Source organism: Proteus myxofaciens ATCC 19692 (assembly GCF_001654855.1).
GTDB classification, from domain to species: domain Bacteria; phylum Pseudomonadota; class Gammaproteobacteria; order Enterobacterales; family Enterobacteriaceae; genus Proteus; species Proteus myxofaciens.
In genome coordinates, this window is sequence record NZ_LXEN01000102.1 from 81245 (window position 1) to 97364 (window position 16120).

At 38.0% G+C, this 16120-nt stretch carries 10 protein-coding genes; 4 read left to right on the forward strand and 6 right to left on the reverse strand.

The window, feature by feature from the left end; genetic code table 11:
* Positions 1-71: 71 nt before the first annotated feature.
* The 5 genes from M983_RS11215 to M983_RS11235 all read right to left on the reverse strand — a co-directional run bounded on the left by M983_RS11215 (position 72) and on the right by M983_RS11235 (position 9038).
* A complete protein-coding gene (locus M983_RS11215) occupies positions 72-2870 on the reverse strand; it encodes a M16 family metallopeptidase (RefSeq protein ID WP_066750473.1) in 2799 nt (932 codons plus the stop codon).
* Positions 2860-4569, reverse strand: a complete 1710-nt coding sequence (locus M983_RS11220) for an ABC transporter ATP-binding protein/permease (protein WP_066750475.1) — start codon at positions 4567-4569, stop codon at positions 2860-2862. The genes M983_RS11215 and M983_RS11220 overlap by 11 nt, the downstream gene beginning before the upstream one ends.
* Before the next feature lie 63 nt (positions 4570-4632).
* The gene (locus M983_RS11225) at positions 4633-7383 is read right to left on the reverse strand and encodes a TonB-dependent receptor (RefSeq protein WP_066750557.1); all 2751 of its coding nucleotides are present in this window, start codon (positions 7381-7383) and stop codon (positions 4633-4635) included.
* Positions 7384-7486: 103 nt separating this feature from the next.
* Positions 7487-8500, reverse strand: a complete 1014-nt coding sequence (locus M983_RS11230) for a FecR family protein (RefSeq protein WP_066750478.1) — start codon at positions 8498-8500, stop codon at positions 7487-7489.
* The gene (locus M983_RS11235) at positions 8490-9038 is read right to left on the reverse strand and encodes an RNA polymerase sigma factor (protein WP_066750481.1); all 549 of its coding nucleotides are present in this window, start codon (positions 9036-9038) and stop codon (positions 8490-8492) included. The genes M983_RS11230 and M983_RS11235 overlap by 11 nt, the downstream gene beginning before the upstream one ends.
* A gap of 171 nt (positions 9039-9209) precedes the next feature.
* Here M983_RS11235 and M983_RS11240 point away from each other — a divergent pair, with 171 nt between their 5' ends.
* Positions 9210-10007 (forward strand): cell envelope integrity TolA family protein, encoded by a 798-nt coding sequence (locus tag M983_RS11240; RefSeq protein WP_066750484.1) that lies wholly within the window; start codon positions 9210-9212, stop codon positions 10005-10007.
* Between the two features lie 854 nt (positions 10008-10861).
* Here the strand turns inward: M983_RS11240 and ettA are convergent.
* Complete coding sequence (gene ettA, locus M983_RS11250; protein ID WP_066750494.1) at positions 10862-12529, reverse strand: energy-dependent translational throttle protein EttA; 1668 nt, start codon at positions 12527-12529, stop codon at positions 10862-10864.
* A gap of 339 nt (positions 12530-12868) precedes the next feature.
* Between ettA and sltY the strand changes: the two genes are divergently transcribed.
* The 3 genes from sltY (at position 12869) to M983_RS11265 (ending at position 16011) form a co-directional block, all read left to right on the forward strand.
* Positions 12869-14788 carry a murein transglycosylase gene (sltY, locus tag M983_RS11255; protein WP_066750496.1) on the forward strand — a complete coding sequence of 640 codons (1920 nt, stop codon included), beginning with the start codon at positions 12869-12871 and terminating at the stop codon, positions 14786-14788.
* A 97-nt stretch (positions 14789-14885) separates the two neighbouring features.
* Positions 14886-15197: a trp operon repressor gene (gene trpR / locus M983_RS11260; protein WP_066750499.1), complete on the forward strand. Its 312-nt coding sequence runs from the start codon at positions 14886-14888 to the stop codon at positions 15195-15197.
* A 196-nt stretch (positions 15198-15393) separates the two neighbouring features.
* Positions 15394-16011 carry a YagU family protein gene (locus M983_RS11265; RefSeq protein ID WP_066750502.1) on the forward strand — a complete coding sequence of 206 codons (618 nt, stop codon included), beginning with the start codon at positions 15394-15396 and terminating at the stop codon, positions 16009-16011.
* The last annotated feature ends 109 nt before the right edge of the window (positions 16012-16120 follow it).

The following is a 16120-nucleotide window of genomic DNA, read 5'->3' on the forward strand; positions in this document are numbered from 1 at the left end:
AGACTTACTCGATAAATAAACGCCCAGCATTGTATGAACTGGGCGTTTTTTGTTTTTAACCAAGAAAATTTTTATTTTTGTGTTGGTGGTGTCAGTTTAAAGACTTTTTCATTATTACCTAACCACTGATGAGCGACTTGATTAATATCATTGACGCTTAATGCGTTAATTATCGTAGGCTCATTTAATAAACGCTGATACTGTTTATCGTCTGTTGCAACTTGCGCGAGTGCATCAGTCCAATAACTTGCGCTATCACGTACTTGTCCATTTTCTGTAAACCAAATATTTTTAGCTTCTTTGAGCTCTTTTTCTGTAATACCTGATTGTTTTATTTCAGTGATTACATTACGTGCTAGCGTAATAAGTTCATCAGCACGTTGTGGTGATGCAGTGAAATTTAAACGCGCAGTATAAAAACTGGTTGGTACTTTGGTTAACATTTCAGAAAAACCGAGTGAATAAATACCACCAGCTCGCTCACGAAGATTTAATCTTAAGCGTTGGCTCACAATTGTGTCGAGAATATTCAGTGCTAAGACATTTTGTTGAGACCATTGTGCTGGTGCTGCATATTGAATACTGACCATGCTCTTATCGCTACTTGCAATAGGATAGGTTTTGCTAAATGACGATAATTTCGGATTAATAGCAGGATCAGCCCAATATAATCGTTGTGTAGAACGTTCTGGAATAGAAGCAATCCAGCGTTCAACCATTGGTTTTACTTGGTTAAGTGTAATTGGTCCACTGATAACTAGCGTCATATCTGCGGGTTGACCTAAAATAAGTTGGTTTGTTTGCTGTAGTTGTTGTGCACTAAACTGACGCCATGCTCCTTGTGGATCAATGACTAAGCGTTCACCATTTTGATAGCTCTCTTTATTGATATTATCTAAGAAAATGCGCTCAACTGGAGTTTTGGCTATGCCCAATGCCATTGATTGTTTTTGTTGCTCTAATTTTTCGCCATTAAATTGAGGTGATGTTATTTTGAGATGCATTAATGTTAGTAAGGTATCAAGTTCTTCAATGGGGGCTTCACCACGAAAACCGTGAAATAATAGCTCACTATAAGGGCGTAAACTGATTTGGTGCTGTTTGGTAAATAAAGCTAATTCTCGTGCATTATAATGACCATATCCGCTGATTTCTGGTAAATTCAGCGCCCATTGCACCATACCTAAGTTTTCATTAGTTTCCAGTGAGGAACCACCAGGAATGCGTAATGAAACTTGTATATTATCCTTGAGATTATTATCGTTTTTAATAATCACATTAATGTTGTTACTTAACGTCCATTCTTGCGTTTTTTCAATCGGTAATGATTGCGTTGATACAATAGAACCTGTTTTTTCAGGTTGAATATCTAAGGTGACAGCCTGTGTTTTTAAGGCGAATGCACCTGGATTTGATTGTCGAATGTCTAGCCAACGCTGTGTCGCTTTCGCACTATCAAATACGCTAGCATCACTATCAGGGCCTATTATTGCAACACGAGGTGAAGCGTCTTTTAAATAGTTTGAGAAATAGTGAGTTAGTGTTTCTGGTGTGACTTTATTAATTAATTGATAGCTTAAATTCAGCGCCTGTTTTTTGGTCTGAATTGGCATATTCAATTCAATCGCCGTTGTGATTTGATTCGCTAAATAATCATGTTCATAGCGATCTTCACCTGCGGCTTGTTGGCTTAAACGTTTTAACAGCGCATTGCGTGCATTATCTAACTCTTCTTGTGTCACTTGCTGCGTTGCTAAACGTTGAACCTCAGTAAACAGAATATCCAAAGTACCTTGATAATCATTACCTTTAGGGTGAGCAATCATGAGTTGTTGAGAGCGACGAGCATCAAGTAATGCACCTTGTGTATTAGCACTGATAGAAGGTACTAGCCCATTATCAACAATCGTTGAGAAGCGCTGATTTAAAATAGATAACCATAAGGAATCCATTAAATCTTCATATTGGCCTTGGTGACTATTTAGTGGCGCTGGCAACGTGCGTTGCAGTGTAAATTGTAAAATTCGAGAGCCTTGCTCTTTGTCAAAAATGGTTTTTATCAGTAAGTCTTTATGATTAGCAAACTGATGCCAAGAAGGGTCATCAATACCTTTATTCGCACTATTTGGCGTGTTAAATAGTGTTTTAATATCAGCAACAGCATCACCTTGATTAAAATTACCCACAAGAATTAATGCCATTCTCTCAGGCTGATACCATGTATCGTAATAGCGTTTTGCTTCTTTTACATCACCATGTTTAACAATATTCAAATCACCAATAGGATCACGTGCAAGATAGCGGCTACCGTAGTAACGTAATTCTTCTAGCTGATGATTAATGCGAAAACCAATTCCTTGACGTAATCGCCACTCTTCAACAATAACAGGACGCTCTTTATCAAATTCAACAGGATCGTATGTCATATGAAATGCCCAATCTGATAGGATGGTTAAACCTGTTTTAATTTGTACTGGGTTTGCATTAGGTAGTGAGAGTTTATATGTCGTTGAATTTAAGCTTGTTGCCGCATTAACATGACTTCCTAACTTCATACCAAGGCTTTCTAATTTTTTGAAACCCGTTGTACCGGGAAAGTTTGTTGTCCCTTTAAATGCCATATGCTCAGTAAAATGAGCAAGTCCTAGCTGTTTTTCGTCTTCTTGTACTGAGCCACTTTTTACTAATAAACGCATTTCAACACCCGTTTGTGGGCGATGAAGCAAATACACATCTAAACCATTATCTAATGTGAAATGGCGAATATCAGGACGCTGTGAAAGCGGTTTTTTATCTTGTGGTGATGGCGTACCAACGGCACAGCCAACAAGGGAAAGACTCACTGAAAGGATCAGTAATTTACGATACATATTCGGTAACTCCAGCAGATTGAGAGGAGGGCGCTGTAGGGGCTTTTAAAGAAATGACATTATCGGCAATAACATGCGTGAATCGTTGATGAGTCACTAATGCAATCCCTGTATGTGGCAGATGATATTTAAGTAGCTGTAACATATTAACGGCATTTTGTTCATCTAGCGCCGAGGTTGTCTCATCTAATAAGATAAGTTCTGGTTTATTAAGTAATAAGCGAGCAAAGATAAGACGTTGTTGTTCACCACCAGAAAGACGCGTTGTCCAGTCTGTTTCTAGTGATAGCTGATTTTTGATTTTATCTAACCCCACCAAATGTAGTGCGTTTGTATACTCTTGTTGAGTAAATTGTTTAGGTTCACAAGGGTAAGACAGTAAGCTATCTAAACGTGCATAAGGGAGATACATACGTTGAGGTATCCAGCTAAGATTCGGTGAACGTTGGATATTGCCTTTAAAATAAGGCCAGTGACCACTAAGCGCTCTTAATAGCGTTGATTTACCTAAACCCGATTCTCCTTCAATAACCGTTAATTCACCGGTTTTTATTGTCAGATGAATATCTTGAATAAGCAGGCTCTCATCTTGCATAAAGAGCGATAAATTGGCCTTAAGCCTTGAGTGTGAGTCGTTTAAATCACGGATTTGGGGTTCGTGATCGTGCTCTAAAAGTACAACAAAATTATAAAGACGAGTTACAGTCGCTTGCCATGCAGCTATCTCTTTATAAGAGAAAATAAACCAGCTTAATGCACCAGCAACACTGGAAAAGGCTTGTCGTAATTGCATTAATCCGCCTAGCATTAATTCACCAGCAAGAAATTTAGGTAATGCAAAAATAATTGGCGCCATTGCTGTTGCTTGTTGATAGCCTACCGTGAAAAAAGCAAGATTTCTTTCATAGCGAATAAGACTATTCCAGTTGCGAATAACACCAAGAAAGCGACCCATTAATTCATGACGATCGTTTGTTTCACCGCGTTGTCCTGCAATTGCATCGCCATGTTGTTTACGCGTAATAAGCGCAGTACGGTAATCTGCCTCTTTACGTTGTTTCTCCATGTTAATTTTACGTAGCGGTGAACCAATGAGTTGCGTAATGGTAATACCAATAATGGTATAAATAATACATGCCCAAAACATATAACCGGGTACAGTCCATTCACTACCACCAAGAGTGAATGAGAGTGCACCTGAAAGCGACCATAAAATGGTGGCAAAAGAGATAAGTGTCAGTAAAGAGTGTAAAAACGTGACAGTAAGGCGCATTGTGGATTCAATCAGCAAACGAATATCTTCAGCAATACGTTGATCAGGATTATCAGGTTCTTGAGATGTTAACCTCAGCATGTAGTGCTTGCTGTTTTTTGATAACCAACGCTCAAGAACTTGTTCTGTCATGCCTTGTCGCCAGCGAATAATCATTTTTTGGCGTAAATAATCACCCATAACAACGACAGTAATTAAGCCTGCAATAATAATGACAAATTGCTGGAGGAGCTTATATAGCGCTTGTCCATCGAGTTGCTGTAAAGCGTTATAAAACGCCCCATTCCACTCATTCATTTTGACGTTAAACCAAACGGATGAAAGGGTTAGCGTCAAAGAGACAATTAAGAGAAACCAGCAGTAAAGGGCGGCACGCCGCCCCCAAAAAGGTGAAACTAAATAGAAAAATTGTTTTATTGTTTTCATTGCTTATTGGTCATATTTTTATTGTGTATTGACTATGTTGCTCACATTTACTTCGTCAATTTATTAATAGTCGTAGCTAACTTGTAACCAGAATTGACGCCCGGCTTCATACGACTTGTAATCTTTGTCTTGATAAGTGAAATAATCAGAGACATTTTTTGTATTCAATACGTTATTTACTTCAACAGAAATACCAACACCATAGGCAAATTCAGGCTTCCAACCTAATTTGGTATCCCACGTAAAGCGACTGCTGTAGCTACGTTTTTTATATTCAAACAGTGGACCGTACTCACTTGGTTTTGGTGAACCATTATTTGCTTTTTCAGCTTGTGTACGTGAACCATTCCATTGCAGACGGTTATACCAAGTCACATCCCAATCATCCCATACACTGGTGAGTTCAGCGGTGATTTTTAATGGTGAGTTAAAGTTGCCTGAAGGTAAGTCTTTAGCATTAATAATTTTTCCGTCATACCATACTTTGTCGTAATTCATTCCTTGTGCACTAGGATCATAGTTAGCGTAGCCAGAGTCTTTAGGCGTATTTGTTTTGCTTTTTTGCCAACTGATAGAGGCATCAAAAACATGTTCTGCTTTGGCTAATTCCCATGGTTGGCTGTTTTTAACAGAAAGTGTCAAGGTATCGTGTTTACTACGACCATTGTTATTAAAGTGACGAATAGCACGTTCTTCTGGTGTGAGTGCATTTGGATATTTGGTGTCACTACGCACTTCATCACGGCCTTCTCGATGAACGTATTGCAAACGCCACGTCGTAGAAGCAATCTCTTGTTGTAGCCCTAAAGTAATTTCGTCGTTGTAAGGTGTTTTGAGTGAGTCAACACCATCAAAGTCAGTACGATTAGTCCACATCGCATCAGGATCATCACAATCAAAGTAACAATGCTGTAATCCTGCATTTTGAGCACCATAAAGCGCATAAGTGAGCATTGAACGACCGTAATAACGGTTTACACCACCGATTAAGAGTGTGTTACCAGAACCCCAAACATCGTAAGTGGCACTTAAACGTGGAGAGATATTATTTGTTTGTACAAAATCATCTCTATCTAAACGCACACCAGGACGTAGAGTTAAGCGTTTATATTGAATATTATCATCAAGATAGACGGCATAATTTGTGTAAGAGGCATCATGAGTGCCTTTTAAAAAACGGGTTGCTTGTTGTAATGAACCCATCCACTGATCATCCCATGTCGATCCGGCATAGGTGTAGTTATAATAGGTATCGTCACGAATATAAGAGCCTTTAGTTCGACTGATTTCAAAACCAGCAGTAGGTTGATGCGATGTTAAACCCCATTCAACAGGATTAAAACGCATAACGGTTTTGGTAGAATACGTCTCTTGTTTACTCTTAAGATCACCTTGTCCACCACTGCTAATTTGTTGTGGATTTTGCCAATCGCTATAGTCTTTAATCGTAACAAAGTAATCTTGATCGTTAGTCCGCTTATCTTCTAAATTTTGATAGCCAGCAGTAAATTCAAGTGTTCCTAAATCGAGTTTATGTTTATAAAGCGCAGTAAAGCTTAGGCCATTATGTTCATTATCATAGCCAGAGTTATAAACAGAACCTGAAAATAGGTAACTTTTATATCGTGCAATATTACTTGAAAAATCAAGGGATTGTTTATCTGAGATATCCCAAGAATATTTAATAAAATAGTTATCTGAGGTGCGTGTTTGGTCACGATAATGTGGTGTTTGTTCGATTTGTTCTAATTCTCCATCAGGATGACGAATAATGCCGCCTTCTGAACTTATCATCATCGGAATAGTTGATTCACGACGAGATGCTGAGAAAATAAGACCAGAATTGTCAGTTAAGCCGGTTTCAAACCAACCACCAAAGTTTTGTTTATCATATTTCTTTTGGAAACGAGCAGGATTACTGAAATCGTTATTAGCGGTATCAAAATTTAATTTAGGATCGGTAAAAATATTATTCCAGCTTGAGCGTGTTGTACGGTAATAGGCATTAGCATGTGTTTCACCTGACCAACGACGGCTTTGCACTTCAACAGTACCCCCTGTAAACCCACCAAATTCAACAGGAATGTTGTTATCATAGACGGCGACACTGTCAATTAAGCGACTATCAAGGTACATTCCTTGTTCATCACTTGAGATTCGTGTATTGGTTTCACCTAAACCTGAGTTAGCTGGGTCAAAGTCATTATTAAAACTGACGCCATCAAGTTTATAAGCATTTTGGTAGCTACTTGAGCCATGAATGGAAATACGAGAAGGCTTAATTTCACCTTGGTTCATTGACGTACTGTCGTTATTTGAGAATTGAACCGCAGGATTGCTTTTTAATAAGTCAGTGACATTACCATCACCTGTATTTCGTTGTTTGATTTCTTCTGCAGTAATGTATTGTGGTGCAGAAACAACATCAGTTGCAGGATGATAACGAGTACCAACTCCCGTGACTTTTACCTCAGGAATAACAATCGCATTAGTTGTTGCAAGAGGGCGTATAACAAAGCCATTACCTTGTGGAATAATCTCCATTCCACTCCCAATTAACACCTTTTGTAAGGCTGTTTGCGTTTCAAATTGACCTGATAATGCTGGAGCACGTAGGTTTTTAACCGCGTTGGCATCAAATAAAATGTGTACTTGGCCTTGTTGTGCAATCGCGCTAAGTGAATCTGCTAAAGATTGCTCTGGCAGTGTGACAGAAACGGTTGAAGCATAAGCGCAAGGCGCAATGATGGTAGTGCTAACTAGTAATGCTAATAGAGATCTCTTAAGGATCCTTTTTTTGTTACTCATACGTATTTCACCAATCCCATTCACAAACTCAATTATTGTTGTTACTACGGAAGAGGGTGAAATGAGAATTATCCTCACCTGTAAAAAAGAATATTTTTCATATTTATTTTTACTTGTTGATAATTAATACATTATTTTTATCAGTAAAGATAACATTGACGGGTAAAATAAGTGGAATTGCGGTAATAAAGCTTTTTGCATCATCGATATTTGCTACACCAGAGACTTTCATTTTAGCAAGATCTGGTGAGGCTAATTGAATATTAATATTGAGATAAGGTTTAAGTTTAGCAATCACCTCCGTTAGCGGTTGCTCAAAAAAATGCAATTGCCCAAAACGCCAACTTCCTACAAAATCTGGATTAATCGCTGAGACAACAAACTGCTCACGAGTTGGTAGGCTTGTGGCTTGTGTTCCTGCATAAAGATATGTTGGTTTAGCATTTTTTGAGGCTCTCACTTCAACAATGCCTTCATGCACTGCAACACTAGTTTGATTATTTTGATAATGGCTGACTTCAAATTCAGTCCCCACAACTTTGACTAAGCTATTATCAGTATGAACATAAAAAGGACGATAAGGGTTTGATTTTACTTTAAAATAAGCTTGTCCTTTATCTAACCAAAGCTGGCGCTCTGTTTGTATATACGCCACCCTGACTTGGCTATTTCTATCTAAAAAAACTTTTGAGCCATCAGCTAAAGTCATTTCTTTTGGTAAGTCGCTGGTTGCTAACGTCATGTTATCCATTAATAAAGCCGGTAAATGGCTATATGGCAGATATAAAATAGCGACCAAACAGAATGTAGCCATAGTATGAGTAATAGGACGCCAGAAAGAGCGCTTTGGTTTCTCAATGGTAGGTGTCGCCGGTCTAGGTAAGTCATCACAATTACGCCAAAGCTCAGCAATAGCTTGATAAGCATGCTGATGAGCATCGTGAAGCATCCAATCTTTAAATTCGGCTCTTTGTGTCGGCGTCATTCTTTGACTATGCTGTCGCGTAAACCAAAGCGCGGCTTGTTCATCAATAGAATCGTTAAGTCGCTCATCTTCTGATCCTACTAAATGTGTCGCTGAAGCCTTATCTGCGTAAGGTTTATTATCCAGCTTATTCATCATGCGAGCGGTTCTCCTGTCCTGCATCGACATATCTTTTACAGTGTAATAGGGCCGCTGCGATATGTTTTTCAACCATACTGATTGATATTTCCATTCGTTCTGCAATTTCGCTTTGAGATAATCCATCAAAACGATAAAGCACAAACGCTTCACGACGACGAGGGGGTAATAAAGTCAGCGCTTCATTTAGTAACACTAAACGTTGTTGATGCTCAAGCACACAGCCAGGATCAAGTTCTGTTATATAGTGTTGAGTTGCCTCTTCAACTTCATAATCGTCTTGGTAAATGTTTTTTTGTTTTTGGTTTTTTCTCCAATGGTCAATCAAAACATGGTTAGCAATTTTAAACAAAAAAGCACGTTGCTCTTGAACTGGCGTCTGTTCTTTTCGGTTTAACCATAGCGTAAACACATCTTGAGACAAATCATCTGCATCATGGCAGTTTCCTGTGCGTTTTTGGAAAAAACGCACAAGCTGACCATAGGTTGATTGATAGGCACAACTGATTTTTTGTGCCATTGATTTATCGCTAGCCATAATCTCTGGTGTCTAAAAAAGAGTGAAATAATAAGCTCTTACTGCTTCTAATGTGTATAAATTATGATAGTTATCAAGCTAATTTTTTGTTTACTTATTAATAATAAGCAATATCATTTGTATTTATATTATGCCTATAATTCACCAGAAAGAAAATGAGAGGCAACAATTATGAGTAGTTTATCGGCGACTTTTCCACGCCGTTGGTCGTTTTCTATTGGTGGAATTGCCGCCAGTATTTTATTCCATGTAACTTTAGTTGTTATTGCAATAGGCTGGGTAACATCTAAAGAAAAAGACAATGGAATTTTACCACCAGCAATGACAATGAATATCGGTATTTATCAATTAGAGCAAGCAGAGACAAAAGATGTCCCAGTAGGGCCAGAGAAGGTGTTATCAGTGCCAGAGCCTGCTGAAACTGAGCCTGAACCGATGAAAGAAGAGTTAGATTTACCTAAAATGCCCGTTATTGAACAGGGCACTTATGAGCGAAAACCTGAAAAACCAAAGGTTAAGCCACTTGTTAAACCTAAACCTGTAGCGGTAAAAGTGCCAGATGACCTTCCTATTTCTGAAGCACCATCTGATGTAACAAGTGCACCTATTTCAGGAAGTAATTCAACAAGTAGCGCACAATTTAATAGTATGTCTTCTGCTTCTGTTAGTGGACAAATGGGATGGGAAAGCTTAGTGCATAATCATTTAAATATGTATAAACGCTACCCTGTTGCAGCTCTACGTTTTAAAGCAACGGGAGTTGCACAAGTATCTATTATGTTGAATGAAAAAGGGGAGTTACTTGATGCGAAAATAGAGACTTCATCAGGTAATCGATTATTGGATAAAGAAGCCTTAAAGACAGTAAAACGTGCATCACCATTTCCAACACCAGAAAGTTCACGTTTGGAGAATGGTACGATTTCGTTTACTGCGCCAATTAGTTTTGACTATACGCAAAATAGTTAAATACCACTAAGAAATATTAGTGTATTAGATATATTAAATATAAAAAATTAAACAAAAGAAATGTGAATAGAATAAAGTTTAAATTTATTTAATCAATAAACTAAAAAACCACCTAATGGTGGTTTTTTAGTTTTACATATATTGTGTTCGTCGGCATCGCAGTCTTTCAGCGTCGCGGAGAAGGTTGCCGCCCCTTTTATCCCCACCAAGGCTTTACAATATCAGTGTGATATTGTGCTATCAATCTTATTTGAGATTTGTTTTTTTATATAGTGATATTTCGTTATCGACATCGTTAACATTTAAAGAAGTGCTTTCATTTGTATAAATATACATTTCTTTTAATATTAATAATTTCTTTTTTAATTCATCTATTTCTATTTCCATATTATTGGTTTTAATTTTTTAATTGTTCAACATCTATATATAATTTGTTTTTGATATAGATGAAAGTAAGCCTCTATCTAATAATTTAATCTCGTTTCGACATAGTGTCGCTCGGTAGTCTTCATTTTTAAAATGTTTCTTTCTACTATCCAATTTAAATAAAAGAGTGATTGTTTCTGTTATTCCTTCTAGAAGGATATGACCCAGAATTATATCTGTAAAATAATGTGTGTATTCAAAATAATTTATCTTTATCATAAAATAGCCTATTCGATTAAATTAAATTATTATTTCAATGCTATTTTTATAAAAATAGAAACGTATTTATTCTAAGATAAAATGAAGTGAAATTTATTATTTTAAAATTTAAATATACTAATATAATTCAAGGCTTATTATTCTATTTATAAAAAAAGCAGAGAAGTTAATTCTCTGCCTTATATATTATATTAAGAAGTATAAATAAACTATTTACTCATACGCTTATATTTCATGCGACGAGGTTGTATTGCTTCATTACCAAGAGTCCGTTTTTTATATTCTTCATATTCCGTAAAGTTACCTTCAAAGAATTCAACTTTACCTTCATCTTGATAATCGATGATATGTGTTGCAATACGGTCAAGGAACCAACGGTCATGGGAAATAACCATGGCGCAACCAGGAAACTCAAGTAGGGCATTTTCTAATGCACGCAGTGTTTCCACATCAAGGTCATTGGTTGGTTCATCAAGTAGCAACATATTACCACCAACTTGCAAAAGCTTAGCAAGATGTAAACGACCACGCTCACCACCAGAAAGCTCACCAACACGTTTACCTTGGTCAACACCTTTAAAGTTAAATCGTCCAACATAAGCGCGACTTGGGATCTCAAAGTTACCAATACGCATAATGTCTTGGCCACCTGAGACTTCTTCCCATACTGTTTTACTGTCATCCATGCTGTCACGGAATTGCTCAACAGAAGCGAGTTTCACGGTATCACCTAACGTTAATGTACCGGAATCAGGTTGCTCTTGACCTGAGATCATACGGAATAACGTTGATTTACCAGCACCATTAGGACCGATAATCCCTACAATAGCCCCTTTAGGAATAGAGAAGCTTAAGTCATCAATTAGAACGCGATCGCCATAAGACTTAGTCAGATTACTGATTTCAAGGACTTTATCGCCTAAACGTGGTCCAGGTGGAATAAATAGCTCACTTGTCTCATTACGTTTTTGGTAATCAACGCTATTAAGCTCTTCAAAACGCGCTAAACGGGCTTTACCTTTCGCTTGACGACCTTTTGGATTTTGGCGTATCCACTCTAATTCTTTTTGAATAGATTTATGACGTGCCGCTTCTGTTGCTGCTTCTTGCTCTAAACGAGCATCTTTTTGCTCTAACCAAGAAGAATAGTTACCTTCCCATGGAATACCCTCACCACGGTCAAGTTCTAAGATCCATCCTGCAACATTATCAAGGAAGTAACGGTCATGGGTAATTGCCACAACAGTACCTTCATAATCATGTAAGAAACGTTCTAACCATGCAACAGATTCGGCATCTAAATGGTTAGTCGGTTCATCAAGAAGAAGCATGTCTGGTTTTTCTAACAACAGACGACAAATCGCCACACGACGGCGTTCACCACCTGATAATTTTTCAATTTTTGCATCCCATTCAGGCAAACGCAATGCCTCTGCTGCTCGCTCTAATTGATTATCAAGATTATGGCCATCATGAGATTGAATAATAGCTTCAAGCTGACCTTGCTCTTTCGCTAATTGATCGAAATCAGCGTCAGGATCAGCATAGGCCGCATAAACTTCATCAAGGCGAGTTAATGCATTTTTTACTTCGCTGACGGCTTCTTCAACGGCTTCACGTACAGTGTGTTCAGGATTTAATTTTGGTTCTTGTGGAAGATAACCAATCTTGATACCAGGTTGTGGACGTGCTTCGCCTTCAATATCTGTATCAATACCGGCCATGATACGCAGTAATGTTGATTTACCAGCACCATTAAGACCAAGCACACCAATTTTAGCGCCAGGGAAGAAGCTGAGTGAGATATTTTTAAGGATATGTCGCTTAGGTGGGACAATTTTTCCAACGCGCAACATACTATAAACGTATTGAGCCACTATGATTACCCTTCAATTATAAAAGAGAATTTGTTTGAGGTGCCTTGCTTTCGATAAAAACGAAGTTTGTTTTTAGCCCGATTAAAAAATGACACCAAAATGAACAATAGCAAAGTCGATGTCAATATTTTGCCAAAGACTTGAAAATGATGAAAGTCGCCAGTATACCTGATTTGTAAAAGAAAACCTTAGTGAAAAGAGAGGTTTTTATCTCTCTTAAGTAGTTCCTCTAAAAGTCATAAGAATTTATCTTAATTAGGGAAACTTACGTTGTGAATAACTATCATATTAGCTAATGTATTCATAATTAGTAGTTATATTTAAAGTGGGATAAATAACGTGGCAAAGCAAAATTGGGCATTAGTGTTGACAATCGGGGCATTATGTTTTTCTTCATGGGTACAAGCTAATCCACTTGATGAACAACGGACACGTTATCAACAAATAAAAACAGCATGGGATCAAAATAATACACAGGAAGTAGAAAGATTACTTCCTACGCTTAAAGATTATCCTCTTTATCCTTATCTTGAATATCGCCAAATTACGGATAACTTAGATATTATTTCACCCGTTGTTGTCACTGAGTTTGTCTCCAAATATCCAACATTGCCTCCTGCTAAAGCGCTTCCTTCTTTATTTGTTAATGAGTTAGCCAAGCGCGAAGAATGGCAAAATTTACTGACATTCAGTCCAAATCCACCTAACCCAAAAGCGGCAAGGTGTAATTATTATTATGCTAAATGGGCAACAGGTGACACTCAAACCGCATGGATAGGTGCTAAAGAAGCGTGGTTAAATGGCACGTCAATGCCATCAAGCTGTGATCCTCTTTTTGATGAATGGCAAAAAACAGGACAACTCACTCCTGAACTAGTATTAGAACGTATCGACCTTGCGATTAAAAAAGGAAATACAGGGTTAGCGGCTTATTTAGCAAGACGTTTACCTGCCAATTATCAAACAATCAGTGATGCTTTGGTTGAATTACAAGATAATCCAGAGCTCGTCTCTCGATATGCTAAATCGCTATCACCCACTGATTTTACTCGTTCAATTGTACAATCTGCATTTTCGCGCTGGGCTAGAAAAGATGCCGATGGCGCAAGAGCACAACTTGATAGCATTGCACATGCTCAAAAGATGACTGAAAGTGAGCGCCAGCTCATGAAAGATACGGTTGCATGGCAATATATGCCTTATGCGACACCAGAGCAGGTGAAATGGCGTGATAGTGTTATCCAAGACACCGCATCAGATACACTACGTGAGCGTCGTGTACGTTTAGCATTAAGCCAAAACCAACCTGCTGAATTAGCATTGTGGATAGAAAGACTTTCACCTGAAAGTAAAAATAAAGAAGAGTGGCGTTATTGGCGAGCAATGGTTCTGCAATCTCAAGGTAAAAAGAGTGAGGCTCAATCTATTTTAGAAGCGCTGACGCAAAATCGTGGTTTCTATCCTATGGTAGCAGCATATAAGCTAAATAAGCCTTATGTCATGGTGATTGATAAAGCGCCTAGTGTTGATTCACGTATTCATTCTCAAGCAGAAGTACAACGTGTTCGTGAGCTAATGTATTGGCAAATGGATAATTTAGCGCGTTCTGAATGGGCTAATTTTGTGGCATCACAACCTGCTCAAATGCAATCTCAACTTGCACGATATGCATTTGAACAAAACTGGGCTGATTTAGCAGTGCAGGCGACTATCACAGGGAAAATGTGGGATCACTTAGAAGAACGTTTTCCACTAGCATGGAAAGAAGAATTTGAACAATACACAAAAGACAAAGGGATTGATCGCAACTATGCAATGGCGATTGCTAGACAAGAAAGCGCATGGAATCCACAAGCACGCTCTTCAGCAGGCGCAACAGGATTAATGCAAGTCATGCCTAAAACGGCAGAACATACTGTAAAACAAGCGGGTATTACTGGATATTCAAGTAGTGCACAATTAACTAATCCTGTAAAAAACATTGAAATTGGTACTGCCTATCTTGATTCAGTGTATCAACGTTTTAATCAAAATCGTATTTTAGCGAGTGCAGCTTATAATGCAGGGCCTGCTCGTGTTGACCGCTGGTTATCAGATGCAAATGGACAACTAGATGCGATTGCTTTTGTTGAAAGTATTCCTTTTGCTGAAACGCGTGGCTATGTCAAAAATGTATTATCTTTTGCTGTTTTCTACAGTTATTTTGCAGGTGATCAACAGCCAGTATTAACTGAAACAGAATGGCGCTATCGCTACTAGTATCAGTACGAATTTATCTAGGAAGCCTCTTTTGGGTTTTGCAAAATATGTTATACTTTGTACTAGTTTAATAGTGTGACTAAAAGAGGTTCCTACAATGCAAGATCCCGCATTATCACCAGAAGAGAATACTCACTGGCTAAGATTTGTTGAGTTATTACAGCATGCATTTGAACAGGATGTACAATTTCCTGTTTTACAACTTTTAATGACACCGGATGAACGAAGTGCTTTAGCAACACGAGTACGAATAGTGCAAGAGTTGATGCGAGGTGAAATGAGTCAACGTGAGTTAAAAGAAGAATTAGGTGTAGGGATTGCAACAATAACAAGAGGCTCTAATAGCTTAAAAACAGCGCCTCATGACGTAAAATTATGGCTTGAAAAAGAGTTAATGGCAAAGAAATAGCACGACACTTGTTACTGAAAAGATAGTGTACTCCACAATAAAATAAGAAAAAACATGACTGAAGTGTTCCACATTGTGGGCACTTCACGCTGGCTTGTGAACATAACGCGATTATTTAGCAATACCAACAAGAGTGTTATGTCATGATAAATGTAGAATATTTTTTATTCTTTTATATATACAAGGACAGACAGAAATGAACTTTTTCGAACAAACTCCAAAAGCAAGAAGACGGTATGGGTTGGCGGCTTTTATTGGTTTAATTGCAGGTATAGTCTCTGCATTTGTTAAGTGGGGGGCTGAGGTACCTTTACCTCCAAGAAGTCCAACGGATATGTTTAGTGCAGCCTGTGAACCTGAATTTCTTTTAAGAGCGGCAGAGCAAGTTGATTGCTCTCGTAATTTTTTAAACCCTCCTTATGTATTCTTACGTGATTGGCTAGGGATCGCAGATCCTAATGCGACCGTTTATACTTTTGCTCAACATGCATTTAACTGGGTTGGTGTCACTCACATTATCTTCTCAATCGTTTTTGCTGTTGGTTATTGTATTGTTGCTGAGCGATTCCCTAAAATTAAATTATGGCAAGGGCTTTTTGCGGGTGCATTAGCACAATTATGTGTGCATATGATCTCATTCCCATTAATGGGGTTAACGCCACCATTATTCGATCTTCCTTGGTATGAAAATGTCTCTGAGATCTTTGGTCACTTAGTGTGGTTTTGGTCTATTGAAATTATTCGTCGTGACCTGCGTAACCGTATTACTCATGAGCCAGATCCAGAAGTACCACTAAATCAACCTTATAGATAAACATAAACCTTTATTTAATCTAAAGGTAAAAATAAAAAACACCCCAAGGTTAAGTTCCAACGTTGGGGTGTTTTCTTATTAGGATATTACATAAGTTTGTGCACATTAA